Source organism: Methylobacter sp., assembly GCF_030680395.1.
GTDB lineage: Bacteria > Pseudomonadota > Gammaproteobacteria > Methylococcales > Methylomonadaceae > Methylobacter_A.
The window spans coordinates 60655-86315 of the sequence record NZ_JAUXVR010000024.1 but is presented as its reverse complement, the minus strand read 5'-3'; the positions used below and the strand labels follow the sequence as shown (position 1 = coordinate 86315).

The following is a 25661-nucleotide window of genomic DNA, read 5'->3' as shown; positions in this document are numbered from 1 at the left end:
GATGCTTCAGCTAGCGCCAAAAAACTCGTCATTCTGGCAGGGATGCCGGAATCCAGTCACATGGATGTGAGACTATGGCTTGGCATCAAGCCTAAATCATGCCACAGCGGTATCGGAAAGTTACCATCCCTGGCTCTGGATACTGGCATCCCTGCCAGTATGACGGCGCTAGCTGAAACATATTGCTAATCAGGAAAATCATTGACCTTTCTTCCCTCCATAAACAACATTACATATTTCGAGATGTATACACAATGCGTAAGAACACCTATAAAGCACTAGCTTAATAAGTCGGCGGCTTTGCCATTGCAAAGCTTAAAGCAGCGCATAAAAGTTATCGGCCTCTCAATGACAGGCAATGGACGCTAAATTGTGTGTCCATCAACAAATAAGCGTCCCGGTACAAGATGAGGCGTAACATGAACTTGGACCAAAGTCCCATGGGTCGGGCAACAGCTTTTTCGTTGCCCGACATTTTGATGTATATGAATGTCCTGCATAAACAGCTTACCCGACCTATATGGCTCAGTTGATGCGTATGGGCTATGGTATGGTCACCGTCCCTACCCTGGCATCAATCTCAAAATCCATTTTGATGCGCTGTGCAACCAATTCGGCTTCTTTTTGGTCTTTGAAGGGGCCTGCGATCACTTGATAAGAGCCGTCTTTTTCAATTTTTCGTGCCGGGATTGGCGGACCTTGGTGATTGAGCATCGCCGCCAATTGTTGCGCCGCCACCTTGTTGTCGAAATCGGCGACTAAAATCGCCCAGTCACTATTACTCAACTCGGAGACCACCGGCTGTCCGTAGAAATGCCCGGGATGTTGCAATTCCGGCGCCTTCGCGACGAGTTCCGGCAACTCCGGACTGTCCACCAAGATCGGGGTGGGGATGCCGTCGGCACGTTGCAGGATGCGGCCGACTTTTTCCCAATCCACGGTTGCGCCTTTTTCGGCGGCGGTTTGGCGCAGTTGTTTCAACAGCGACTTTTGCTGCGGCTTCTTCTGCCCCGCCCATTTTTGCAGCGGCTCATGAGCTTCCAGATAAAGTATATCCCCGTCCCACGCCGTCATATAAGACTGGTGTACGATCCGCACCGGCGTCCCGACCGAAGTTTTTTTGAACAGCACTTCGATGTCTTCGGGGTAAAGCCGCACACAACCGTGGCTGACCTGCATGCCGACGCCGTAAGGCTTATTGGTGCCGTGGATCAGGTAGCTGCTAAAGCCTAGCAGTAACGCATACTCGCCGAGCGGGTTGTCGGGACCCGGGGGCACCGCTTTGGGCAACGGATCGCCTTTTGCTGCGTGTTCGCGCCGGATGGATTCCGGGACGGTCCATGTCGGCTTGAGTTTTTTTGCGATGATAGCGGTTTGCCCTAACGGGGTATTCCAGCCTTCACGGCCAACGCCGACCGGGTAGGTAAACACCGTGTCCGGCTGTTTCGGGGGGTAATAATACATCCGCATGTTCGCCAGATTGAGCACGATGCCTTTACGCAACGTATCGGGCAGGATGAACTGCAACGGCAACAACACGCGCGTACCCGCTTTCAGCGTCCAGGGACTGATATTGGGGTTGGCAATGGTGATATCGTTATAGCCCTGTCCGAAATGACGGGCGATGTCGGACAGGGTGTCGTCGTCGTGCGCACTGATCGCGGCAAGACCGCCTACGATGCTGCGGTCTTTGGCGATGGGGAACTTGCGGGTGGCGATGCCGGCAAGTTTAAGTTTCAGTTTCAGTTGCCGCTCGCCTACCGTATCCGGCGGGAGGGCTATGGTAGGCTGGGGGAAGCCTATTCCAGACGGCGGCAATTCTAAAACGTTTATAATAGCAGGCTCAAACTGGCAACCGCTGAGCAAGCCGACGGCCAACAGCACGAAAAGCAAGGCTATTCGCGTATGCGGCAGGCCGGTCGATATATTTTTCAATGACTTCATAGGCGTAAGCAGTAATGGCAGGTACAGGACGCGATGTAGCTTGAACATTAGAAAAAGTATAACTTTAAAACAGGCGGAAAGTCCGCTGATTTTGATCGCGACGAATAAATTCAGCGGAGCCGAGCTTTCTTTTACGCTCGACCGGGTTGCTCTTGTTTAAAAATGATTGTTTGGTTTGTTGCTGATGGTAGCCGTCCCGGAAACCTTGGGCGATTGGCGCCTAAGGTCGAGTCCGGCCTTTCGCGAATGCCGCAGTTCGGCCATAAACAGCCTGTCGTGACTGGCCGCTTTATGACGATGAATATGGCAGAATAAAGTACGGTAAAGCGTGGGCGAAAACCTTTACTTTCGGAGGATAGGCGAAAGTCCGGATGCCTATATATGATAAAAATAAAACCTTATAAACAGGTTCAATATAATGCGATATTAAATCCAATATTTCAAACTATTTGGTATTAATATTACCAGGAGACATTTTCTGAAACAATCCTTTTATGACCTAAATTATTCTGATTTAGAAACAGTTATAAATCAGAATAATTTAAATAACTCAGCAGCGGCAGTTCTTTTTAATTGGCATTATAAGAAAAAAGAAAATACTCAATGCCATGATAAAATTGCCAAAAGTTCATTGGCCTTTTTTCAAAATAATTTCGACTTTTCTCTACCCGAAATCGATACGGTCCATGAGTCAAAAGATCGAACAGTAAAATTTCTTTTTAAGCTTAAAGACAATCATAAAATCGAAACCGTCCTTATTCCGTTTCATAATAAATATTCTATTTGTCTTTCATCGCAGGTTGGCTGTGCAATGAATTGTTCTTTTTGTTTTACCGGAAAACAAGGACTTAAAAGAAATTTGACTACAAGTGAAATTGTTGGACAGTTTCTACAGGCTTGGCGTTGGTTAGCGGAAAACAGGCCTGGAGAAGAGAGAATTTTAAATATTGTTTTTATGGGACAAGGCGAACCTTTACATAATTTTGATGCCGTTAAAAAAGCATGCGAAATATTTTTATCACAACACGGAACTTCAATTGGTGTTCAAAAAATTACTATTTCAACGGCTGGTTATATTCCCGGGCTTAAAAGATGGAGCCTGGAAATTCCCGGAGTGAATCTTGCGTTATCTCTTCATTCACCCTTTGAAGAAAAGAGAAATGAACTTATTCCCATTAATAAAAAATATCCGCTAGATGAGGTATTGGCAACTATTGACAAGATACCTTTAAATAAAAAGCAATTTATTACTTATGAATATATTCTGATAAAAGATTTTAATGATTCTCCAGATGATGCTAAAAAATTGGGAACGATACTGGCTGGTAAAAGTGCTTATATAAACTTAATTCCTTTTAACTCATTCCCGGGATCACATTACAAGCGTCCGGATTTGGATAAAATTGAAAAGTTTAAAGAAGTTTTAGATACTTTTAAAATTCCGACTTTAATAAGAAGTGCTAAAGGCGATGATGTATTAGCAGCATGTGGTCAACTCAATTCTAAAAATTAAATAGCTATCGTCAGTCAAAAATTTAAAGTGGAAGCTTAATCCTCGCATGCCCGCCACAAAACCAGAAAACACGAAACAGCTTGCGAGCGAAGATCGAGTTGGGCGCAATATTGGAAGTATCTCTTCTTTAATAAACGCACTATGGTTGTCGCGCAGTTCTGTAGCCAATGTTCCACATCTTTATGATTAATTGGATTATTGCTGCAAGAGATAGTCCAATAAATGTAGATGCAACGATCTGGCTGGCCCAATGGCCGCCTAATACTATACGCGCACTGCCGCCAGCAAAAATAAGGAAGAGGGCAAACGCTGAAGCGGTTACAGCCCGAATATTGCGATTTGGAGTTAAACAAACAGCCACGCCAAATAGAGCCCCGTAAACTAATCCGAAGGTAGAAGGAAGCCCTGATGACATACTGGGAGTTGCCACTGCGACCAAATCTGCTGTCGGTCTTGGAGCAATAAGCAGTCCCCGTAACAGTGCGTCAAGCATTTGCGCCAAAATAAGAGCTGGTGCTGGAATGATGGCAGAACGCCACCCCCCGTGAACAAATGCCAAGAGAATAGCCGCAACAAGCGTACCCCACAATACAGGAATCTTTGCGGTGTTGGTTAAAAGCTGTGCCCAGGGCGGTGCGTTGCCGAATATTGATTGCAAAGTACGCGTAACCTGCACGTCTCCAGGAAGCGGTCCCTGAGCAATTAGACACACACACACAAGTAAGCTGCCTATAGTGACGTAGATAAAAATCCGCATCAAAATTTATTCCTCCATCGTTGCTTTCAGCGTCCAAAGTTTGAGGGCAGCGGCGAAGCAAAAGTGTAAATTTTGCGGAGTCCGCTGGAACGAAATGTTAAATACACTAAAGCACACCTGAAATCAAACCTAGAGAAACTATGATAAGCAGAACTGATACTACCAACTGTATCGAGCGAATTGTGATTTTTTTGAGCAACTTTGATCCGAAATATGCGCCTATAAATGCTGACAGGGATGCCGCTATAACAAGCGACCATCCGCTGGTCCCCAAGCTCCAGCTTGGGAACCAGCGGAACCACAAGGCTCAGTCAGTCATCAGGAATCTTCACCGTATGCGTCCGATTCGCGTTCTTCAGTACGGTAACGGGAACATGTCTGCCTGTCCGTCTTCTTTGGTTCTAATGCAGGCGTACCCATCTTACCAAGGGCGGTGATATTTCTTTCAATGAGTTGCTTATTGAAGAAATCAACAAATTGCTCACTGAATCTATTATTCGAGTTAGAACGGTGACCACGACCAGGAATGATATTTTTTAAATCACCAAGTAACCTGATTTTGTGCTTATCACCTTTTCCGAAGTACCAATATGTTTCTCCAATCAGAACATTTTCTCCATTCTTAATATCTCTGTTAAAGTCATACTCCCCCTCATGACCAGACCACGAAACAAGTGAGTCTGAAAAATCTATCGGATCTGTCCAAATGCAGTCCCCTTGATCGTTTTCATTTTCCGGAATTTTGCCTTTGAGATTTTGATGGTTGTTAAGATTTGTTCCCGCCAATTTACCTAATTTGCATCCCTCGATATAACCCGCCCACGACACAACTTCATCCACCACCATGCAATAAATAATACGTGACTCATCTTCTTTGCCACAACCCAAGCCGACAATCACATCCCCTTTTTTTGCAACTCGCCGAATCGCTGGTTTACAAATTGCCAGAGTACATAATCCATGAAAAGGATTAGGCGCACTTCCACCATCATGTGCGACCTTGTAGGTAAAAAGCCGTTCTGTGCCTACAAATTTTTTAAGCTCAATCATACATATTCCTTTTTTTAATGTTTTCATTTCGTGACGGCGTTGATTTGTCAAACATGCTAAATGATTGCCTCCTATTTCCAATTGCTGTTGATAAGCTTAACTTGCTTGGATTCGAGCCATTTAAGAAACTGCTCAGGCTGAGTGAACCAAGGAGGACAAACGCTCCTCTGAATAAAACCGTCTTTGACGCCAATGTCGCCCCATTCATCAAGAATCTCTTTCTTTACGCGATATGAGCCATTCCGAAATTCGCCAATTGGAATGGCATTGCTGAATCTGCCGGACAACAATGGGTTTCCAAAAACCACCCAATGATCATCGTTCGTATTTTTGACACGAGTATGCGCGTTCATATACAAGTCTTTTACAGGCACATCTTTTACTTTTAATACTTTGTCAACAACCATAATTCCATATAGAGCATATATGAGATTGTGATCGCATTTTGTTATTGGTTTGAAGCTGGCAAAGAAGGCCAAGAAATCACCTTTCTGAACATCCCCAACTCTGAGACCTCGTCCGGTCGCCTGATCACCATAAGTAGAGAAATCAAAGTCTGGATCTAAATGACATCCCTTATTTATTTGATTCTGAGGGAACTCAATTTCTACATCGTTTTTCTGACACCAAGATTCAAAAGCTGGCAAAAGATCATCGTATGATGTTCGCATCCCAGATTTGAATTCATCTTTCCCTTGCGGAATTGGCAAGTACATGTAGTCATCCGTAATCGGGTTGATCGGAGCATTATACCCACCGAAGGTTTGATCTATGCCTACCCTCATCAGTAAACCCTTTCTGTCGTTCATATTTCATCTCTTGCTATAAATGGAAGTGGCGAATTGTTGCTGAATGGTGAAGCCATGATTCTTACCCTCAACTGTTGTTACTGCCTGATTGCAATTTTTATACGCATTGCCGAAACTAATGGAGTTAAATAAAAATTAGAAAAGAAATCCGAAAGCATGAAGTACAGAGAATTAGGAAGAGTCCACACTGGTTCCCCGTGTTCCCCTTTCATTCTATACTAATCAATCACCCAGCCAGCCGCAATTAACTCATCGACAGTGGCGTAGACATACTCAGCATCTGTTACTTTGTTTTGAATTATCAATTTCCGATCCAACCAATTTTGTAAACCTATTTTTCCGAAGTTACCATTGATGTTTTTCATATGCACAAAATCATCACGGGGAACAAAGCCTAAGTCTAATACATCGCGGGTTTCTTCTATCAGTTGGTCTGACCAAGTATTGTTCATGTTTACCTCTCATAGGTTGAGTCATTTTAAATGTTTAAAAATATCCCGTTTTATCGTTATGCCTTAAGGAAAAAGACAATGGTAGATTTTCATTAACTTGAAATTTATGGATGGATAACAAATTCGCACAAGACATAACGAGAGCTGACAACTCGCTCCGTTGGCAACCCCAATTTCCCGTGATAACTTAATAAGCTTTAACGCGTTTTAACCTTTCCAATTTTTAAAATATTTTTTGATATGTAATTTAATGCAAAGAAAAAAACACTGCTGAAGGGGATAGTGACTAAGCTGCAATTCTAAATGTGCATGGTTACGGAGGTGGGTTTGAGTAGACTTATACTAAATTTATAAATGTTAGCAATGATAATGGTGAGAGTCCGTTTGATGGTCGGTAGTGCCAGTTGATTCGCTAGAATGGCTGTCTGCTTTTGTTGGCTATGCTGCCATTATGCTGCCATTCGGAAATCTGGATTCAATGACTCTTTTGGGTCGTAACCGGATGTTCACCAAGGGTCTTCGGTGATCCGGTTGGCTATATGTGTAGCTCTGCTTCTGGGGCTGTCTTGTCCATTGGAACTCCAATTGCAGTTTTTTGAACTCTTGTTACCGGAGCCGGCACCGGAACCGGAACCAGTTTAGACCACGTGATTGGGAATATTCGATTCCACCCCTAAGCACAATGGATTCTAAGGACTCTGATCAGATCGGGGACTTTTTTATTTGTACTCTCTGGTCCTACTGTCTTCTTTGGGCTACATCCTGTCTGTTATTGCTAATAACTCCAGCATCAAGTTTCTTATTCATGCAGCGGGTTATATCAGGAGCAAATTGGCTTTCCAAGTCCCATTGCTTTTCAACAGGCAGTGTAACGGTTAGATGTATTTGTCCGGCAAAGACTTGCTCAAGAATTTGCCCGTTCACTTTTTTCAATGCGTAATCAAAAGACTGAAATCTTTCATAATCAAGCGTGAAATGAAGTGTTGTCACTTCGATGTAAGGTTGTAATGTCGATGTTTCAATCACCTGTTTCGCCAGTTGACCATAAGCTCTGGTAAGTCCACCGGCACCCAACTTCACTCCGCCAAAATAACGGATCACTACAATGAGTGCATTAATGATATTTTTACCTTCAAGGTGTTGAAAAATCGGCTTTCCGGCTGTACCTGTAGGCTCGCCTGCATCATGAAACCGATAAATAATGCCTTCATTGGTTTTGATACGGTAGGCAAAGGCAATATGATTTGCGTGTGGATGTTCGGCTTGTAACGTTTTTAATTGATGCAAAACAACCTGATCGCTGGTGCAGGGAAAAATTACACTGATAAACCGTGATTTTTTTATGCTGTCTTCGAATGTGTAGGATTCCGTAACATAAAACATTTTTGATTCTTTCAATTAAGTTTTGATCTGCTATTCGATAATAACTGTCTCTCATCATACCAGCCGCATGCAGCTTTTCAATTACACTGATCTATAAGCATTAGAATTGTTTGAATTTAATTAGGAGGATATGATGCAGCTCCCTACAGATTCTCTGCGGAAGTGGTTAATGAAACCGGACATGAGCACTTACTGACGTAGAATTATTCCTTGCACCCATATTAGTAAATAACAATATGTTTTTAAAAGATTTTTATAGTATTCACGATGGCAGTGTCAGTGTTGTCGCCGAACAAGCCAGTATGTTTGCCAAAGAAGTGGCACATGATTTCAACCCTTTACACGATGTTGACGCCAAACGCTTTTGCGTACCAGGCGATTTGTTGTTTTCAATGGCATTGGAGAAATATGGCCTTAGCCAAAATATGCACTTTATCTTTTCCGGCATGGTCGGACATGACGTATTGTTAAACTTTCCGGACACCGATGCCGAACTGATTGATGTAAACGACAATCAGGGCAAAACCTATTTGCAGGTCGAACGTTCAGGAGACATTAGTCGTGATTCAGCATTGATTGAAAGCTTTATTCGCGATTATGTGGCTTTTTCAGGGCAAAACTTTCCCTATGTACTGGTGCCGTTATTAGCCCAGGAAAATGTTATGTTTAACATCAACCGGCCACTGGTCATTTACGAAAGCATGACCCTGTCATTTGATCATCTTGATTTTCAGCGGGCGTCCGTGGAAATGCTGGAACCGAAGATAGAAGTCAACGGCAAACGCGCTTCAGCTTTTTTACACTTTCAGATCAAGGCGGACGGAGATGTGGTCGGCACAGGCTTTAAAAAACTAGCGATCAGTGTGCCGAGTGATTATGAAGCTGAGCCTATGCAGACATTTGTCGATGAATATCTAGCCAGGAAAAACGACTATCTAGGTAACTTGGCGGTTATATGATTGATACACCACAGCTCGTTCAAACAGACGAACAACTCACCGCAGTCATCCATCTCACCGTTCCCCGTGCTGAAATCAGCCATGTCATGGGACCGGCTATTGCTGAAATAATGTCCACCATTGCCGCCCAGGGAGCCACCATTACCGGACCGTGCTTTTCTTACCACCAGAAAAGACCAACCGACATTTTTGATTTCGAGGTGGGTTTCCCCGTTAGTCAGCCCATCACTGCTGCCGGTCGCGTTAAGATGAGCAGATTGCCCGCCGTAAAAGTCGTCCGGACTATCTATCAAGGTAGTTATGAAGGGCTTGGTGCCGCCTGGGGTGAGTTTTGCAAATGGATTGAAACCGAGGGGCTTAATGTGCAAGAAAGCCTATGGGAGCGCTACCTAACAGACCCTGAGTCCAACCCAGATCCGGATACATGGCGCACTGAACTCAATCGTCCGTTGAGTGAGTAAAGGCTCCGGCAGATACTCAATTGGAATGAAATCAATCAAGGAATTTAACAAGATGAGATTAAAAGAAAAAGAGGTTGAAGTAGGCTGTTTATATTTGACCTCTGTCAATCAATATCGTGCTGTACTCGCGATGAAAGGTGAATTTTTGATTTATGCGCCCAGTTTGGAGGGGACTGCACCATTAAATCTGAATTCGATAAAAATGCCGTTTGAAAATATGCCATTCAAGAAGTGCCAAATCAGTACCTTTGCCAAAAAGGATTATCAAGTATTTGACTTCAACGGCACTGAAGCTATCAAACAAAAATTGAATGAATTACAGCTAGCAGAAGCAATAGCTCAGTGTAATGCCAAGCCTGCTATTGCTACACTGTTAGCAGAATAAAGCCGTTACAACAGAAAAATTTATAACGCGATGCTGAGGTTACGCTTCAAAAAACGGTCACTAAAAATAGCTTCTTCCACATACAAAAACCTGACGGACGCTTGTCGGCCACTTTGAGCCATTCACCAATCAACAATTAACGACAGCTATGTGGACTTGACCCTCAGTTTTTGGAGTCGGTGGTTTGGCGGGATGGCATCGACTACCCCACGGCCACATTTTGCCCCCAATGCTTATTATTGCACGGCAAATTGACGGGCCTTCGCCATCAACTGATCCGCCGTGACTGGGCGGAAAACGCCCATGGGATAGCCAGCCGCCTCCAGAGCGCGCGCCACCCAGCCATTGCAGGTGTTGTAAAGGTGAAATTTTCCTCGAGCAGGATAAAAACGGCTACCCAGACCGTACCCTGGCCCGATTGGCCTTGCTTTCGCTTCTCCGTTTCTGGCAAAGCTTTGGTGGATATAGTCCACAAGTCTGGCGAAGCCGTCTGGCGCAAGCTCAAGCCGGATGACTTCATAGCCGGCAAACCGGTCTGCGACGGAACCTTTGACGCCGACCACATGAAGTACGCTGGCAGTGGGCCAGAAAGCGGCTTTCAGGGTCAGCCAAAGGCCGGGATCATCCGCCTGATAATAATCCCAGTCGCCCCAGCCCAGTTCCAGATAGTCGGCATCGGGAAAATCGCTACTTTCCGGCCAAAGTCCTGGGGGGATGTCAGCCCTCCTGACAACCAAGCCGGCGTGCTTGCCGTGGTTGATCAAATAGATTGAGACGAGAGACTCATTCCCAGCGGAAAAAGAAGGCGCTTTCGAGGGTCCGGTACAGGCGGAGCATAGCAGCAAGCCAATCAGAAGCGCCGCGAACGGGTTCATCGCACCAGAAAATCCACGACAGACTGTAAGCGCCGTCGGCGGATTGCCGGATCGAGGTCCATCAACGGATGGGCAAACTCGGGAGATTTCAGCACCCGACCACCCCGCTGTTCCAGGATGTGGGACAGCTCCTCGATGTCTCCCGGCGGCACCACCCGATCTTTCAAGCCGATGATGAGCATGAGTTTGGCGCCGTCTTGCGGCAGGTTGCGCACCGGGTCGTAGTCTTCGGGACAGCCCAGACCGGAAATCCGGCTAGGGGGCGAGTCCAATACCAGCGCGTCATAGTCCCCGCTTGAGCCAATGGCATTGGTCAGGATAACGCCGCCCATGGACATGCCATAGAGATAGCGTCGGCCATAGCCGTGGGCATTAAGGGCGGCGACGATCTCCCGATAATCGGACACGATGGCCTTGAGCCGACTCTTGCCCCCGGAAAGTCCGTAGCCGCGGTAGTCGTACACGTAGACATCGAGCCCATAATCCCGGAAGAAGGTCAACACGCCCATGATCTGGTCGGCCAGCATGGCATTTCCCTGAGCCACCAGCAGATAACCATGGGGATGGTCGGCGCGAAGCTTATAGCCTCCCAGTTCGCGGCCATCGCGGGTGGTAAACGACAGCCGTTCGATGTTTGGTATCGACCGGATGCGGCTTGCATCAGGCGCTCCGGCGGCCTGTCGGAATTGCCAGAACGCCAACGGTTCGCGCACGATACCGCAGACGCTGTCTTCCAGATCGGATGCCGGGTTATTCGCATGGGCCATAGCGCAAGCCTCGATAGAAAGAATGATCATCACCTGTGCAAACCGGCGAAGGGCTGAAAGGCCGGCAATAACAGTACGATTCATGGTGGGATGTAATTTTCGCTTCTGTGACCTCGCCCTTGAAATCTCAATGTACATGGCCATTCTCCAACAAGAAAGCGGTGCCGCATGAGTGTTGCCCAAGCCGTGCTAATCGGGTCAGACGGACGCATAGCCAACACGCCGCTTTTTTGCCAGGCTTCCCGCGTGCCGTCATCCGCCTTCGGAGAATCAAAGGATAAACCAAACTTTTTGACGCGCCAAACACTATTCGCGCTCAGAATCCAAGTGCTTCAAGGATGATGGGATCAGGCCCTGCCATCTTGCATACGGCACTGTAATGAGATCAATGTGGAGCGCGGTGATACTACAATCTGATGTTACGCACTGCCCACGAAAAGTACGAAAGGCACGAAAAATATCAGCTATGGGTTTCTCGTTAACGGCGTCATACCCGGCATTCATTCGCAGACTCCCAAATCCGTTATACACCCGTGTCTGTGAGAGACCGTCGTTCCGGCAGGGATGCCGGAACCCAGGCACAGGGAGGTGAAACTTTGCGTTACTCAAGTACCTGTAGAGCCGCGAAGTTACCGTCCATGGCGCTGGATACCGGCATCCCTGCCGGTATGACGATTCTTGAACAGACTTGTATATAACGATGAGGGACAGCTTGGGACTGGGCACTTTGCTGATGGCATCCTTGGAACCGGTTTTTTCGTGCTTTTCGTGTCGCCTCGGCAACTGCTCCTGCGTCCATGCAGTCGTAGAGGCGCCTGCTTTTGGCTTTCGTGGACAACGCTTCTTTATCATCTGCCTGCGTAACATCAGCTACAGTTTCATTTTTCAGCTCTCCGGGCCGCGCCAGGTTATCTTTTTTCTTTATTTTGGCTGAGTATACAACTGAGAAGTAGGTGAATTTGGAGCGGGGTAAAGGATACAACCGGCTAAGTGCAGTCATTGACAGATCGATATTTTTAGCGTTTTTTTTACAATTTAAACACGTAACAAGGCCTTAGAATACCAAAGCAACTGATTTTTTAGTGTTTATACGAATTGTGTATTTTGTCTGAAGTGTTATGGTTTTTTAACGGTTGAAGTGGAATGGCGCTTTTAAACTATAGATGGCCCTCAGCAGCCAATTGCGGACATTCGGTTTACATCTATGTTATCCGCAAACTATTTTTATGCACATTGAAGTGTTAACGCCGCTCGTCGCGCCTACTGATAAGGAGGCACGACCTACCTTAGCCCAATAGACTGTCTCCACGCTTCCGGCTTAATGGCAGCTGTAGCTTCCTAATCGATTGAACAAAGGAGAATCATAATGAACATTCTGATGGTACTGACGTCTCATGACACGCTTGGGAATACAGGGAGGAAGACGGGGTTCTGGCTGGAAGAATTCTGCGCCCCTTACTACACCTTCATTGATGCGGGTGCTAGCGTTACGCTCGCTTCCCCCAAAGGCGGTGAACCGCCGCTCGATCCCAAGAGCGACACACCTGAAGGGCAGACCGACCTTACAAGCCGGTTTAAGAACGATCCTAAAACGCAGGCCGTATTAGCCAACACGAAGAAATTGTCCGACGTGAAGGCGCAAGATTACGACGCGATCTTTTATCCGGGCGGTCACGGTCCGATGTGGGACTTGGCTGAAGATCCAATTTCGAATACCTTGATCGAAACCTTTTACAACGCAGGCAAACCCGTCGCGGCGGTCTGTCATGGTCCTGCCGTATTGCATCACGCAATGTTTAACGGCGAACCGATTGTGAAGGGGAAACGCGTCACAGGCTTTACAAACACTGAAGAAGAGGCCGTTCACCTCACTGAGATAGTGCCGTTTCTGGTCGAGGACGAACTCAGGCGTCTAGGCGGCCACTTCGAAAAGGCCGCCGACTGGCAGAATTTCGCGATTGCCGATGGCCACCTGATCACCGGGCAGAACCCGGCGTCTTCAACAGCGGCGGCCCAGGAACTCATCAAGCTGCTGGCGTCGACTCCGGTAGGCATAAGTTGACCTGTCGGCTTTCCGCAAAGGCAAAGCTGTAGAGAATTAGCCTCTAGGCAATCCGCCGCAATTGCGACAGGCTGTTATCGTTGTTGCGCATTAATCTGACAGTTTCAAAACATTCGTTTAGATTGAACCTGACATTGATCGTCTCAGTTCGGCCAACTGCTCCCCTTCGGGAAGCGTACGTATACGGCAGGTTTGGGTAGTAAAGCGGTCATTCAGAGACAGCCAGCGATCGGCAACCGCCTACCCATCCCGGACATTCAGATGTGTATATTCCAAACAACATTAATGTAAAGCCTAGCGAATATAGGCCACGAAAAAAGACCAAAAAAAGACATAGTCTCATGGCCGTGCTCCAATTGGGCGTAATATACGACACTGTATATTACACCGGCTTCAATTATTTGGGCTCGGCTCATCCCATTCATTGCACAACTCAATTTTTTTGAATCGTGACAATCGGCGATTGGACCTTCTCCTTCTCAAACAGTGGCCTAGCTATTATAGTCCAGGAGTCGCTTCCGGCCGGAGCTTGTCCGGTCGGCGCGCGTTGGAGCCGCACTCGAGTCCTGCCATTTCCAATGAGCCCCCGTGGAGGTGCAGAATACGCCGTACCTCCTGAATTGTGTGTGGGTCCGATTGCGTCGAGTGGGGCGACCGAACCACCAGCTCGGAGGCGGCTCCGTACAAGTGGGCGCTCCGATACTGCACCACATCGTCATCACCCTCCTCGACGACCGGAAACGAATCCTTCACAGCGATGATGGAATGATAGGGAACGCCGTCCGCAACCGTAATGCCGGCCAGGCCTTCCAAGAAGGGATCGCCGGCAGTCAAATTGTCCGCCGCCGTCGGGAGCTGTCCTCTCGCCTTCAGAGTTCTGCCGTAGAAGAAGTCTCCTCCCTTCGTGAGAGCGTCGATCGACTGTGACGTCACATCGGCGGGGAGCGGGACGATACCCCAGAGCATTCTGTTGAGCCACTCGCCGCTCAGGAAGCTTCCCCGGTGCGGGGTCGCGATGAAGACGAGTCGCCGCACGAACGGCACCGGCTTCACGAACAACACCCGGCGCAGCAGGGTGCGGAACTGCTCGGAGCCCGGGATACGGTCAGGGGGAACGCGGACCACCGTATTCCAGAGCCTGTCGCCCGTGTCGACGGCCGTCAGCTTCGTAATCAGCCCGCCCTGACTATGTCCGACCACCACCATCTCGCGCAGGCAATGATCCCGACCTTTCGGGTCCATTCGCTCCACTGCATCCATAAGTTTGTCGCGCAGCACCATGGCGGAGTATGGGATGGGGTTTCCGGTGTCGTAGTAGAAGTACAAGAACTGGTAGTGCTGGCGTATCCATGGGGCTGCCCGCAGGTCGTTAGCCATATCGGCCCAGCGTGCCGGGCTTGACGCCGTGCCGTGCACGAAAACCACCGGAATCTTACCAGGGAGGTAGGGTTCGAGCGACACCAGGGAGGGAAGAGGGATGCCCGCTACACTTATCCCGAAGAAGCCCCTCAGCTCCTGCTTCCACATGGGCGACCCGGCGAGCTGGACGGCGATCGGGGTCGTCTCATCGATCTCGAGTTGAACCTCGCGATCTTCCATCGTGACAGTCTCTGTCTCGCTCGCCTTGTAGAGATCGAGCGAGCCCCGCAATCGTCCTGTGGAGATCCCGTGGTGCACGTCCTGGAGACTGAGTACGGCCGTCGTGGCGACCTGGACAGCGGGTGCGATCAGACTGTGTTGAACGTCCACATCCTTCCGGGGAATCGCTCGGGCCGAGAGCGCCGCGCCCAGCCCCGGAATCCGGTGCCGGTTGCGCATGCCACGAACTTCCAGTTCGGCCGTTGGCGTAAGGTCGACGAGCTGGTGATCGCCCCAGTACAGTTGCGCTGGGTCGGTCGTCACCTCGATATCGCCGAACGGCAGGGAATACCTGCCCGGAGTAAGTACGATCGTACCGTCGTCGAATGACGCAAATGCGGTCGCGATGGCGCGATTGTAAATATCCGCCGCCAACCGTGTCCGGGGATCGAGCGGGCCGGGTGAATCTTCGGTCCGTTTCGGGAAGAGAAACGCGTAAGCATAGACGGCTGCAGCAAGATGGTACGGTCGCTTTTCTGTGTCCTGCGCGTGCAGAAATGAGAACTCCGCGAGTGCGAAGAGCTCATTTTTACCACCGCGTCCCTTCGTTACGATCTCGCGTAGTTCGGCGAGCGCCACCTCAGGCTGATCGTCGAAGCGGTCGAGCAGTCCCCATTCGTTTACCGTGTTGCGGCTCCACTCGCTCGCCTGTTCACTTGAAAGCGCATTCTGCGTCATGGACCGGTATGTCTCAGGGCTTCCTACGCGCACCACCTGGATGGGAGGCGCGCAAGCGGCAAGGCCCATCAGCGTAAGTATCCAAACCATCCCACTTCTCCCTATCGCTGGAGAAGTGCTAGCGATGGAAATCGTTAGGGTGCGGTTTGTTTTCGTGCACTTTTTCCCTTGATTTATTGTTTGTTTCATGAGGGTTACTTTATATTGTTCATCCACCAATTACTAATAATCCAGGGTGCTTTGAAGCAGCCCTGACGCATAAACCTATCGGCAAGAAAATAAATCTATCCAGTATATAGCGTTACTCCAGGAAAAATTTCATTGCGGGAGTATATGATTCACGCTACTGACGCCGGCGAAGACGACACGAAAAATAATTACCTTTTGGCATGATTGACACAACGACGAGGCGCAACTGTCCAAAGCCGTGTAGGGGGCGCATCGCGCACCATTTCCGAATGCTGAAAAACAGAGCACTTCTCTAAAGCATCTCAACGAGTAATCCATTTCAAACATCAATATTTCCAGCACCGTTGAACATCGAAAAGGGCCGCGATGCGCCTCTTACCCGGCTTAATCTGAAGCCGTAAATCCGTATTTCTGGTTCGATGAGGGATTGGCATCGCCAAACAAAAGGGGCGGAAACCCATAGGCTTGATCTAACGCTACCGTGCCATATCTCTGCTCTACCGATTGTTACTATTTGCGACAGACAGCTATCGGCAAAAGCAGTTGTAGGGATTACAGCTTATTCGAATAAACTTGATCGATAAAATCATTGTTTGACAATGTCGAATAGCAAGATGAGAATCCAACAAAAAGGTTGGAGATGCAAAACTATGCTTGATGATGAAGAACTAAATCGTCTGCAATTGACTACTCTTCAGTACTATCTGCACGAAATCAACCCAGACAACGGCCTCATCCGCGATAAGACTGATAAAACCGCACCTGCTAGTATCGCAGCGGACGGGCTAGCTTTGGCATCACTTCCGGTATTAGTTGAGCGAGGGGTCATCTCAAGGGAGTTTGCTCCCGCGTTCGCCCTAAGGAGGCTGCGCTTTTTTCGCGACGCGCCGCACGGGCCAGAGCCTGATGCCACCGGATACAAGGGCTTTTATTACCATTTTCTCGACATGAAAAGTGGTCGTCGGGTATGGAACTGCGAATTGTCCACGATTGACTCAGCCTTCCTCTTTGCCGGCATGTTGACATGTGCCGATTATTTTGACCAAGAGAACGAAGAAGAGGATGAGCTGCGGCGTCTAGTCGATGAACTTTTTGGGAAAGCCGATTGGCAGTGGGCGTTAAATGGTGGTTCAGCAATCTCTCATGGTTGGCGGCCGGAAAGTGGCTTTATTCCGCATCACTGGAAGGGTTACGATGAGGCTCTGCTTCTGTATATTCTTGGACTCGGCTCAAAGACGTTTCCACTTCCTGCAGAGAGTTATGCCGCATACTGCTCAACTTATCAGTGGAGGAAGATCTATGGACGTGAAATTCTTTATTCCGGGCCGCTTTTCACACATCAGCTCTCTCATCTATGGATAGATTTACACGGAATTCGCGACAAGTTTATGCGAGACCATAACACGGACTATTTTCAGAATAGCCGGCAAGCAACATACCTGCAACAGGAATACGCAATTCAAAATCCACATGGATTCGCTGGCTATGGGGAGCATTGCTGGGGATTCACTGCTTGCGATGGTCCGGGTTGGATGACGAGGAAGATAAACGGTGTGGATAGACAGTTCTATGATTATATTGCGCGTGGAACGCCCGACGGGCCAGATGACGGTACCGTTGCGCCATGGGTCGCCATTGCTTCACTTCCCTTTGCCCCGGAAATAGTTATACCTACCATGAATCATATGGCGCAGCTTAATATCGGTGTGGATAATCGCTACGGGTATTATCCTTCGTTCAACCAGACCTATGAGGTAGCGGATAGCCCCACAGGATGGTGGATTACCCCTTACCATTTTGCTATAGACCAAGGACCTGTAATTTTGATGATCGAAAATTACAGAACCGGTTTAATTTGGGATATCATGCGCCGCTCCCACTACATTGTGTCTGGCTTAAAGCGAGCTGGGTTTAAGGGTGGCTGGTTGGATGGCCTGACGTAATGAGTCTCTATAACCTATTTTTTTCATCGCTTCGGCTCGGCCCTGTTGGCTACACGGTTTAGATCGAAAATGGGCGCATACCATGTTTTATGGAAATAGTAGTACGTCCCTATTGAATTAAAATGAATCTTGCAGAACCTCGCTGGTCGGCTTAGAGTCGGGTGTTGACGATCAATGGCGGTTGCTGAATGACTGCTTTAAGGTTGACCAACCGTTCACTGGCGACTAAGTATTCTTGATCGATTTTCGCCAGTGTACCATTTTTGAATGTTTCCGTTCACCCTTCGACAAGCTCAGGGCGAACGGAAACATTTCACCTAATCTATATTGGGAAGTTATTACAGACCATATCCTTAGCTCTCACGACTCAGTCGGCGCAGGTCCTGTCTGCAGCTGACACTGAACTCTTTTAGTGGGTCTGCACGCCCTGCAGCCGTCATTCTTTGCAGTTCTTCCATGGACAGATTGGGTCGAAAATACTGTTCCACGATGCCCTTGATCGTTTGGTCCGCGGCATCAACGACCGAATCCGACGAAGTAAGCCTGATACGGTTCAGAAGCGCATACGCATTCATCAGTGTTTCAGGATTATCAAGTGTGTGATTGAAGGCATCAATCGCCAACTTCGAGCATTCATTGATGAACTCGGTATACACCAGTTCGCGCCGTCGAATTTCCGCATTCACCGATTCCTGCCGGCTTTGGGCTCTTTGTGTAAACCATGCGGTCGCAATGCTGGACGCCCCCCCGACCAGAGACCCGAGAACTGCGGCGAGCGCGCTGATGATTGACTGATTCATTGCAGGTACTTCTTCTTATGGACATGAAAAATCAACTGTTTTCTCCTCGAGATCAACGCTCCTGCCTGTTCAGCAGTGCGATACTCAGGCCCAGGATCACCGCAATGGCGAAGGCGAGCGGCAGCAAGGTGGGACTGAGATCGGCGAAACCCAGAGCCTTGGAAAAGGTACCACGGCAAATGGTCAGGAAATACGTACCGGGAAAGATGTCCCCGGTGAAGTGGGCTCCGCCCTCCAGGGAGGCTACCGGATCGATCATCCCGGAAAAGCGTGCGGACGGGATGTAACTGACGAGGAAGCTGGCATAGATGGCGGCGATCTGGGTGCGGGTGAAAACCGAGACCAACATCCCAAGGCCTGTGCAGGTGCCCACGTAGAGCAGCGCGGCCAAGGTCAGGAACAGGAAGTCGCCCTTGTGTGGCACACCGAAAACGAACACCGCCATGGCAGAGACGAGGAAGAAGTTGATCATGCCGATGGCGATATAGGGCAGTTGCTTGCCGAGGATAAACTCCGTCTTGCTCACCGGTGTGGTGTACAGATTGAGAATGGAGCCCAGCTCCTTTTCGCGCACCACGCTAAGCGCGCTGAGCATGGACAGGATCATCATCAGCAGCATCGGGATCACGGCCGGCACGATGGCCGGCAGGCTTTTGACGTCGGGGTTGTAGCGGTAGCGCGTTTCGATATTGATCAGCCCGGCAGGCACACCGCTCGTCGCACGACGTCGCGCTTGCTCCAGCAGCCAGCCCTGGTGCATGGCCGCCACATAGCCGCGCAAAGTCTCGGCGCGGAAAGGCATGGCACCGTCGATCCAGGTACCGATTTTGACCGCATTGCCGCGTTCGACATCGCGCCCGAAGTTGGGCGGCATTTCCAGCGCCAGGCTCAGTTCGCCGCTGCGCATGCGGCGATCGAGGTCGTCGTAGTCAGTGATCGGCGACTGCTCGATGAAGTAGCGCGAAGCACCGCCGACCTCAAGGGCGTAGTTCTGACTAAGCAGGGTCTGGTCGCGGTCGAGCACGGCAAAGCGCAGATTCTCGATGTCCAAATTGATGCCGTAACTGAAGGTGACCATCAGAAACAGCGTGCCGAGCAGGGCGATTGACCCGCGAATGGGATCGCGGCGCAGTTCCAGCGTTTCGCGCAGGGTGTAGCTGAACAGGCGCCGTAGGCTGAAGCGGTCGCCGGGCTGGGCGGAATGGCCGCGCGCCGGGACCGACGCCTGGAAGGGCGTGCCGGCGGCCTGGGTTGGGCCTGTGCCCGTCGGCTCGTCGTCCAGGCCGCTCGCTTCCTTGAGATAATCCATGAAGGCTTCTTCCAGCGTGGCACAGCCGCTTCTCTCGACCAGCGCGGCGGGGCTGTCGCTGGCGAGCACCTTGCCCGCATGCATCAGCGAGATACGGTCGCAACGCTCGGCCTCGTTCATGAAGTGGGTGGTAATGAAGATGGTGACCCGGTCGCGGCGAGCGAGGTCAATGATCAGCTCCCAGAAACCGTCCCGCGCCACCGGATCAACGCCGGAAGTCGGCTCGTCGAGAATCAGGAGGTCCGGCCTGGCATCGCCGAAGCTTTTCCACCAGGTTTTGAGGGTCTCCGGATCGATCGGTTTCAGACCGGCGGCGGGTTCCCTTCCGGCCTGCCAGCGGTTCGAGACGACGGGCACGGGCTCTCGATAATCGGGACCCACCATGCAGCCGGATAAACTAGCCAGAAATAATATCCAACAAGATTTACTCATCGCATGTCCATGCCCTTTGAGAAATAAAGAAACCGCGGCGTCGATCAGGAACTACCTTTATTTTCTAATGTAATTTGCGCACATTAGAAAATAAATATTTTTGCAACCTGATTAGCTATAAGCTTCAGCCAGTTGAAACAAATTGACCTCCAAATCAATTCAGGAACAGCTCTGCTTATACTTACAATTGATTTTCCTTATTTTTAACAGAATAACAATAAGTACAAATACCAATGCAATAAATCTTAAGTTTGTGGCGTAGCCTTTAGGGCGTAACAATTACCGGAAGCAGATGAAGCTTGTTGGTAATCAGGTAAGCATTTGTACTAATTACGAACTGATGTTGCGCACTGCCCACGAAAAGTACGAAAGGCACGAAAAATATCAGCTATGGGTTTCTCGCTAACGGCGTCATACCCGGCATTCATTCGCAGACTCCCAAATCCGTTATACACCCGTGTCTGTGAGAGACCGTCGTTCTGGCAGGGATGCCGAAACCCAGGCACAGGGAGGTGACTTTGCGTTACTTCAAGTACCTGTAGAGCCGCGAAGTTACCGTCCATGGCGCTGGATCAGGCAACTGCTAAGTTACATGGATGTAATGAATGCAGAAAATGCAGGAGCATTTTTCTGCCCTGCGTTGCTCTACCTCCTGCATAACCCACAGGGATGTGGGGAATGCAGATTTTGCAGGAGCAAAAATCTGTCCATGCAGTCGACCGGCATCCCTGCCGGTATGACGATTCTTGAACAGACTTGTATATAACGATGAGGGACAACTTGGGGCTGGGCACTTTGCTGATGGCATCCTTGGAACCGGTTTTTTCGTGCTTTTCGTGTCGCCTCGGCAACTGCTCCTGCGTCGCCTAAAGCGCCTACTGTTGGTGCTCTACCTCCTGCGTCCATGCAGTCGTAGAGGCGCCTGCTTTTGGCTTTCGTGGACAACGCTTATTTATCATCTGCCTGCGTAACATTAGTTACGAACTATCTGAAATCATTTGCGCATCATCAAAGTTCATTTTCTGGCCTGAATTAGTCCTCAGTTAACGATTTTCGTCGAATAAATCGGAAATATCGCACTTAAAGTATTGTTGAATAATTTCGGCCAATTCGTTTCTGGCATATTCTTCATGTTGTGCAAATCGCTGATGCAAGGGCTCGACGATACCAAGGAAAATATCCAACAACTCCGGATCGAAATGCTTACCTGCCTCTCGCTGGAGGTAATCTATCGATTCTTGGTAGCTGAACGCCAATTTGTAAGGGCGCGCCGACGTTAAGGCATCGAAGACATCAACGATGGCAAAAATACGTGCAGCAGGAGGAATTTCCTGCGCTTTCAGACTTGAATAGTAACCGCTGCCGTCGAATTTTTCATGGTGATTACCGACGACATCACCGGCATCGCGTAGCCATTGGCAATGGCTGATGATATCCAGTCCATGGCGGACGTGGGTCTTCATGACTTCGAATTCGTCGGCATCCAGCTTTCCGGGTTTTAGCAATATATGATCCCGGATTGCGATTTTGCCGATGTCATGCAAAAAGGCGCCCTTGATCAGCCTGCGAATACTACCGGCCTTTAGCCCCGCAGCCTCGGCGAGCCTTACGGCATAGATAGTCACCCTAAAATTATGCGCATCGGTGTCACTGTCGCGTTTGGCGATCGCACTGCCAAAAGCTTGTAAGGTTTCCAGATTCGCATCCAGCAGATGTATCGACAATCGTCCAAGGTGATCGAACAACCGGCTTACCACCGGATAATGCAATGCTGTCACTAGCAGTACAAGCAATACCGAAGCTGCGACCGAATGGATAATATCGCGCCAGAATGCCGCGACAGCCTCTGGAGCAATCGTATAGAGGCCTCGTAATGTCGCCTTGATTTGACTTTCCGGATCGGTGATGTTCAAGCCAATCGCATACACAGGGTTGCCGTCAGGCCCCACCAATAGCGTCAAGGCAACCTTGTTTCCGGTAGCGGCCGCTTTCCGGTCATGCTCCTGAATCAAAGTTTGAAGCTCGGGATAGTCCAAATCGGCCATACGCCCGATTTCCAAGCCTTCGGCATGGCGAATCGATAACCAAACAAAATGCCCAAATGCACTATCCGAAGACACTTTCTCCAAATCGTCTACCGCTTGCTGCACCAGGGTTTCCCAAGGGCGATGACTGATTGCCGCGATATCTAGTATCCGTAGTCTCAATAACTCGACGGAGAGATTGGTGCGCTCAGCGATGACTGTCTCAAACTTATTGCGCTCCAAAAAGAATGTGCCGGCGCCTGCCAGAATAGACACCACAGCCGACAAGGCTATCAACCGGACTATCAATATCTTCCGTAAGGAACGAATTCGTGCTTGCATCGATACCTTCTCCTAAAAGATGTAGTGGTTACGCAGCATGCGATTTAGTGTTATTGCCTAAGTTAAGATCAACCTCTACTTATCGTACATCAACTTCCAATGCGATGTATCGGGACGATTACCATCCCCCGCCCAAGACCTTGTATAAGGTCACATACGTCGTCGCCCAGGCCAGCCTGCTTTAATGAGCTACTTCAAAAGTAGCCTGAAATGAACGTTGGCAAAGGGACAGAAAACAGACGCACGGAGTACAGAGGGGCGAATGGCCGCAAGGGGTCGATAGCAGCTATTCGTAGTTATCATAATTTTTCACTATCAGCATCCCAAACCCCGATATGTTTCATTATGCATGACAAAGACACGGATTCCGTAAGCCACTAGAATTAAAAACAGTTTACTGAGCAACGTTAAACTTCTCTCCAATTGCGACACCCCTCACTCGGAAATTTCTCTCGTCGAGTTTGGATTGCCTCGCTGATAGGCAATCGACTATGTGCTTAGACTTCATTGCGCCCCTTAACAAGTAAGCGTCCTGGTACAAGATGAGACTCCAACATGAGCCTTGGACTAAGGTCCAATAGCGCGACCTGCTTACGCAGGAATAGTATGTTCTCCAGCTAATGCGCCATTCCGGCAAACAGCGATATTAACTCTTTGCTTTTTGGGTGTTGATCATAGGGAGCTTTCGTAATGAATCAAATTAATAATCTCGCCCGCCACACCCGTCTTCTCGAAATTGTCGGCGACACCATTCGGGTTCGCGCCAAAGGCCGGGCTTTCGGCGAAATGGCCGTTGTTGAAAACACCGATGGCGAGAGTTCCCTGGCGAAAGTTGTCGATCTGGACCGCGATATTGTCAGTCTTCAGGTATTTTCCGGCGGCAAGGGCCTGTCCACCGGCGCTACGGTGAATTTTCTCGGACGCAGTCTGGACGTCGTTTATTCACCCAACATTCTGGGCAGGATATTCCGTGGCTCCGGCGATCCGATTGATGGCGGGCCGGAACTCGCTGTCGATCCTCGCATTCCGGTGGGGGGGCCGACCGTTAATCCGGTGATGCGTGTGATGCCGACGCACATGATCGAAACCAAGGTTCCGATGATCGATCTGTTCAATTGTCTGGTCGAAAGCCAAAAAATACCGATTTTCTCGGTTGCGGGCGAGCCGTATAACGAATTGCTCGCCCGCATCGGCTTTCAGGCCAATGCCGATGTGTTGGTGTTTGGCGGCATGGGTTTGATTTTCGACGATTACCACTTCTTCCGCACCTCGTTCGAAGCCCATGGCGTGTTTCACCGGACGGTGATGTATGTCAATCAAGCTTCGGACCCGTTGGTCGAGCGCTTGATAATACCGGATATGGCTTTGGCTGTGGCCGAAAAAATGGCGGTCGAGGAAAACAAGCGGGTGCTGGTGTTGTTGACCGACATGACCGCTTACGCCGATGCGATGAAAGAGCTCGGTGTCGCTCAGGAACGGATTCCAGCCGTGCGTGGCTATATGGGCGATTTGTACACACAGTTCGCGCAACGCTATGAAAAAGCCTGCGGCTTCAAGGGCGCAGGTTCTGTCACTATTCTGACCGCGACCACCATGCCGGGGGATGATGTCACCCATCCGGTTCCCGACAATACCGGCTATATCACCGAAGGACAGTTTTATCTGCACGACGGCTTTATCGACCCGTTCGGTTCCTTGTCGCGTCTGAAGCAGCACGTCATCGGCAAGGCCACGCGCGAGGATCACAGCCAGATCATGAACACGATGATCCGCTTTTATTCCGGCTCGGTCGAAGCGCAAAAGAAGCAGGAGATGGCTTTCGAATTGTCGCCTTTCGACCACAAGCTGTTGAAGTTCGGTAAGTTGTTCAAGGGGCGATTCATGGATATCAAGGTTTCCATCCCGGTCATCGAAGCGCTGGATTTATGCTGGCAGACCTTGGCGGAGTGTTTCAGTAAAGACGAGTTGCTGATGAAAAAAAATCTGGTCGACAAATATTTTCCGCAACAATCTAACCAAGCAGCGCAGGGGTAACACGCCATGGCCAAGCTGAAACTCAGCAAGCAATCGCTGCATCACCAACAGGAACAGTTGAAGCTCTATAAGCGTCTGTTGCCGTCGCTCGACCTGAAACGCCGGCAATTGACGATGGAAGCGCAGAAGGCGCAGGAAGAACACGCGGTCGCCGTGGCGCAGATCGACGCTTTGGAAACACGCATCGGCGAGGAATTGCCGATGCTCGCCGATGAAGGTCTGCATTTGCGCGATTTGGTGGTCGTCAAAGGCTATAAGCTGGGTGAACAGAATATCGTCGGCGTCAGGCTGCCGGTACTGGAATCGCTTGATTGCCAAGTCGCCGACTATTCACCGTTGGCGACGCCTGCCTGGCTCGACATGCTGGTGCAGCGTTTGAAAGACGCCAAAACCTGCCGGCTGCGCGCCGAGATTGCCGCCCAGCGCCTGGATATTTTGCGCCTGCAATTACGGCGGGTGACGCAACGGGTCAATTTGTTCGACAAAGTCCTGATTCCGACCGCGCACCGCAACATCCAGCGCATCCGTATTTATCTCGGCGAAACCGAACGCGCCGCGGTGGTGACGTCAAAACTCGCCAAATCGAAACAATTGCAACAGCGGAACGCGCTCGCGGAGGCTTCGGAATGAGCATCGTCCAATTAGATAAGGTCACTTTTGTAGGCATGACTGAGGACCGGGAACGCTTGTTGCAGGACTTGCAGGAATCAGGCTGCCTGCATATCGAACCGTTCGCGGCGGAGAGCGAAAACCAGAATGCCGCAGGACCCGGCGCAGGTGCGCGGGAAGCGCTGCAATTCTTGCGCGACTATCCGCAGCGGAGGCGGCAAAGCAGGGACACCAAGCGTTTCGATG

At 49.5% G+C, this 25661-nt stretch carries 21 protein-coding genes and 1 pseudogene; 9 read left to right on the top strand and 13 right to left on the bottom strand.

Annotation, left to right across the window (positions count from 1 at the left end):
* The coding region (locus Q8L79_RS09570) for a hypothetical protein (RefSeq protein ID WP_305270412.1) at window positions 1-189 on the top strand (189 nt) is incomplete at its 5' end.
* A 354-nt stretch (window positions 190-543) separates the two neighbouring features.
* Here the strand turns inward: Q8L79_RS09570 and Q8L79_RS09565 are convergent.
* Window positions 544-1944: a L,D-transpeptidase family protein gene (locus tag Q8L79_RS09565; RefSeq protein ID WP_370869915.1), complete on the bottom strand. Its 1401-nt coding sequence runs from the start codon at window positions 1942-1944 to the stop codon at window positions 544-546.
* A 430-nt stretch (window positions 1945-2374) separates the two neighbouring features.
* Here Q8L79_RS09565 and rlmN point away from each other — a divergent pair, with 430 nt between their 5' ends.
* Window positions 2375-3457: a 23S rRNA (adenine(2503)-C(2))-methyltransferase RlmN gene (gene rlmN / locus Q8L79_RS09560; RefSeq protein ID WP_370869917.1), complete on the top strand. Its 1083-nt coding sequence runs from the start codon at window positions 2375-2377 to the stop codon at window positions 3455-3457.
* Between the two features lie 139 nt (window positions 3458-3596).
* Here the strand turns inward: rlmN and Q8L79_RS09555 are convergent, their stop codons facing one another.
* The 5 genes from Q8L79_RS09555 to Q8L79_RS09535 form a co-directional block, all read right to left on the bottom strand.
* On the bottom strand, window positions 3597-4214 hold the full coding sequence (locus Q8L79_RS09555; protein ID WP_305270411.1) for a phosphatase PAP2 family protein: 618 nt from the start codon (window positions 4212-4214) through the stop codon (window positions 3597-3599).
* Window positions 4215-4532: 318 nt separating this feature from the next.
* Window positions 4533-5291: a hypothetical protein gene (locus Q8L79_RS09550; RefSeq protein ID WP_305270409.1), complete on the bottom strand. Its 759-nt coding sequence runs from the start codon at window positions 5289-5291 to the stop codon at window positions 4533-4535.
* 44 nt (window positions 5292-5335) lie between these two features.
* Window positions 5336-6073, bottom strand: coding sequence for a hypothetical protein (locus tag Q8L79_RS09545; RefSeq protein WP_305270407.1), 738 nt, complete (start codon window positions 6071-6073; stop codon window positions 5336-5338).
* Between the two features lie 218 nt (window positions 6074-6291).
* The gene (locus tag Q8L79_RS09540; protein ID WP_305270405.1) at window positions 6292-6525 is read right to left on the bottom strand and encodes a hypothetical protein; all 234 of its coding nucleotides are present in this window, start codon (window positions 6523-6525) and stop codon (window positions 6292-6294) included.
* 738 nt (window positions 6526-7263) lie between these two features.
* A complete protein-coding gene (locus Q8L79_RS09535) occupies window positions 7264-7923 on the bottom strand; it encodes a YigZ family protein (protein ID WP_370869914.1) in 660 nt (219 codons plus the stop codon).
* A gap of 221 nt (window positions 7924-8144) precedes the next feature.
* Between Q8L79_RS09535 and Q8L79_RS09530 the strand changes: the two genes are divergently transcribed.
* From Q8L79_RS09530 to Q8L79_RS09520, 3 genes are read left to right on the top strand one after another with little or no spacing between them, the layout of a single operon-like run.
* Window positions 8145-8867: a DUF3581 domain-containing protein gene (locus tag Q8L79_RS09530; protein WP_305270403.1), complete on the top strand. Its 723-nt coding sequence runs from the start codon at window positions 8145-8147 to the stop codon at window positions 8865-8867.
* On the top strand, window positions 8864-9328 hold the full coding sequence (locus tag Q8L79_RS09525; RefSeq protein ID WP_305270401.1) for a GyrI-like domain-containing protein: 465 nt from the start codon (window positions 8864-8866) through the stop codon (window positions 9326-9328). Before Q8L79_RS09530 ends, Q8L79_RS09525 begins: the two co-directional genes overlap by 4 nt.
* Window positions 9329-9380: 52 nt before the next feature.
* A complete protein-coding gene (locus Q8L79_RS09520; RefSeq protein ID WP_305270399.1) occupies window positions 9381-9713 on the top strand; it encodes a hypothetical protein in 333 nt (110 codons plus the stop codon).
* 236 nt (window positions 9714-9949) lie between these two features.
* On the opposite strand, the gene Q8L79_RS09515 is transcribed toward Q8L79_RS09520, so the two are convergent.
* The 3 genes from Q8L79_RS09515 to Q8L79_RS09505 all read right to left on the bottom strand — a co-directional run bounded on the left by Q8L79_RS09515 (window position 9950) and on the right by Q8L79_RS09505 (window position 12355).
* Window positions 9950-10558: a DUF2459 domain-containing protein gene (locus Q8L79_RS09515; RefSeq protein ID WP_305270397.1), complete on the bottom strand. Its 609-nt coding sequence runs from the start codon at window positions 10556-10558 to the stop codon at window positions 9950-9952.
* A gap of 26 nt (window positions 10559-10584) precedes the next feature.
* The gene (locus tag Q8L79_RS09510) at window positions 10585-11493 is read right to left on the bottom strand and encodes an alpha/beta hydrolase (protein ID WP_305270395.1); all 909 of its coding nucleotides are present in this window, start codon (window positions 11491-11493) and stop codon (window positions 10585-10587) included.
* Window positions 11494-11956: 463 nt separating this feature from the next.
* The gene (locus tag Q8L79_RS09505; RefSeq protein WP_305270392.1) at window positions 11957-12355 is read right to left on the bottom strand and encodes a hypothetical protein; all 399 of its coding nucleotides are present in this window, start codon (window positions 12353-12355) and stop codon (window positions 11957-11959) included.
* A 366-nt stretch (window positions 12356-12721) separates the two neighbouring features.
* Here Q8L79_RS09505 and Q8L79_RS09500 point away from each other — a divergent pair, with 366 nt between their 5' ends.
* Window positions 12722-13417, top strand: coding sequence for a type 1 glutamine amidotransferase domain-containing protein (locus Q8L79_RS09500; protein ID WP_305270390.1), 696 nt, complete (start codon window positions 12722-12724; stop codon window positions 13415-13417).
* Window positions 13418-13915: 498 nt separating this feature from the next.
* Here the strand turns inward: Q8L79_RS09500 and Q8L79_RS09495 are convergent, their stop codons facing one another.
* Window positions 13916-15733 carry a triacylglycerol lipase gene (locus Q8L79_RS09495; protein WP_305270388.1) on the bottom strand — a complete coding sequence of 606 codons (1818 nt, stop codon included), beginning with the start codon at window positions 15731-15733 and terminating at the stop codon, window positions 13916-13918.
* A gap of 839 nt (window positions 15734-16572) precedes the next feature.
* Between Q8L79_RS09495 and Q8L79_RS09490 the strand changes: the two genes are divergently transcribed.
* The gene (locus Q8L79_RS09490) at window positions 16573-17865 is read left to right on the top strand and encodes a glucoamylase family protein (protein WP_305270386.1); all 1293 of its coding nucleotides are present in this window, start codon (window positions 16573-16575) and stop codon (window positions 17863-17865) included.
* Between the two features lie 353 nt (window positions 17866-18218).
* Here the strand turns inward: Q8L79_RS09490 and Q8L79_RS09485 are convergent, their stop codons facing one another.
* The 3 genes and pseudogenes from Q8L79_RS09485 to Q8L79_RS09475 all read right to left on the bottom strand — a co-directional run bounded on the left by Q8L79_RS09485 (window position 18219) and on the right by Q8L79_RS09475 (window position 22772).
* Entirely contained in the window at window positions 18219-18665 is a 447-nt protein-coding gene (locus Q8L79_RS09485; protein ID WP_305270384.1) for a hypothetical protein, read from the bottom strand.
* Window positions 18666-18717: 52 nt separating this feature from the next.
* Window positions 18718-20223: pseudogene (locus Q8L79_RS09480) on the bottom strand (ABC transporter permease); the annotation flags it as partial.
* Window positions 20224-21449: 1226 nt separating this feature from the next.
* The gene (locus Q8L79_RS09475) at window positions 21450-22772 is read right to left on the bottom strand and encodes an HD-GYP domain-containing protein (protein WP_305270382.1); all 1323 of its coding nucleotides are present in this window, start codon (window positions 22770-22772) and stop codon (window positions 21450-21452) included.
* A 690-nt stretch (window positions 22773-23462) separates the two neighbouring features.
* On the opposite strand from Q8L79_RS09475, the gene Q8L79_RS09470 reads away from it, so the two are divergent.
* Window positions 23463-24806 (top strand): V-type ATP synthase subunit B, encoded by a 1344-nt coding sequence (locus Q8L79_RS09470; protein WP_305270380.1) that lies wholly within the window; start codon window positions 23463-23465, stop codon window positions 24804-24806.
* Window positions 24807-24812: 6 nt separating this feature from the next.
* Complete coding sequence (locus Q8L79_RS09465) at window positions 24813-25436, top strand: V-type ATP synthase subunit D (protein ID WP_305270378.1); 624 nt, start codon at window positions 24813-24815, stop codon at window positions 25434-25436.
* Window positions 25437-25661: the final 225 nt, after the last annotated feature.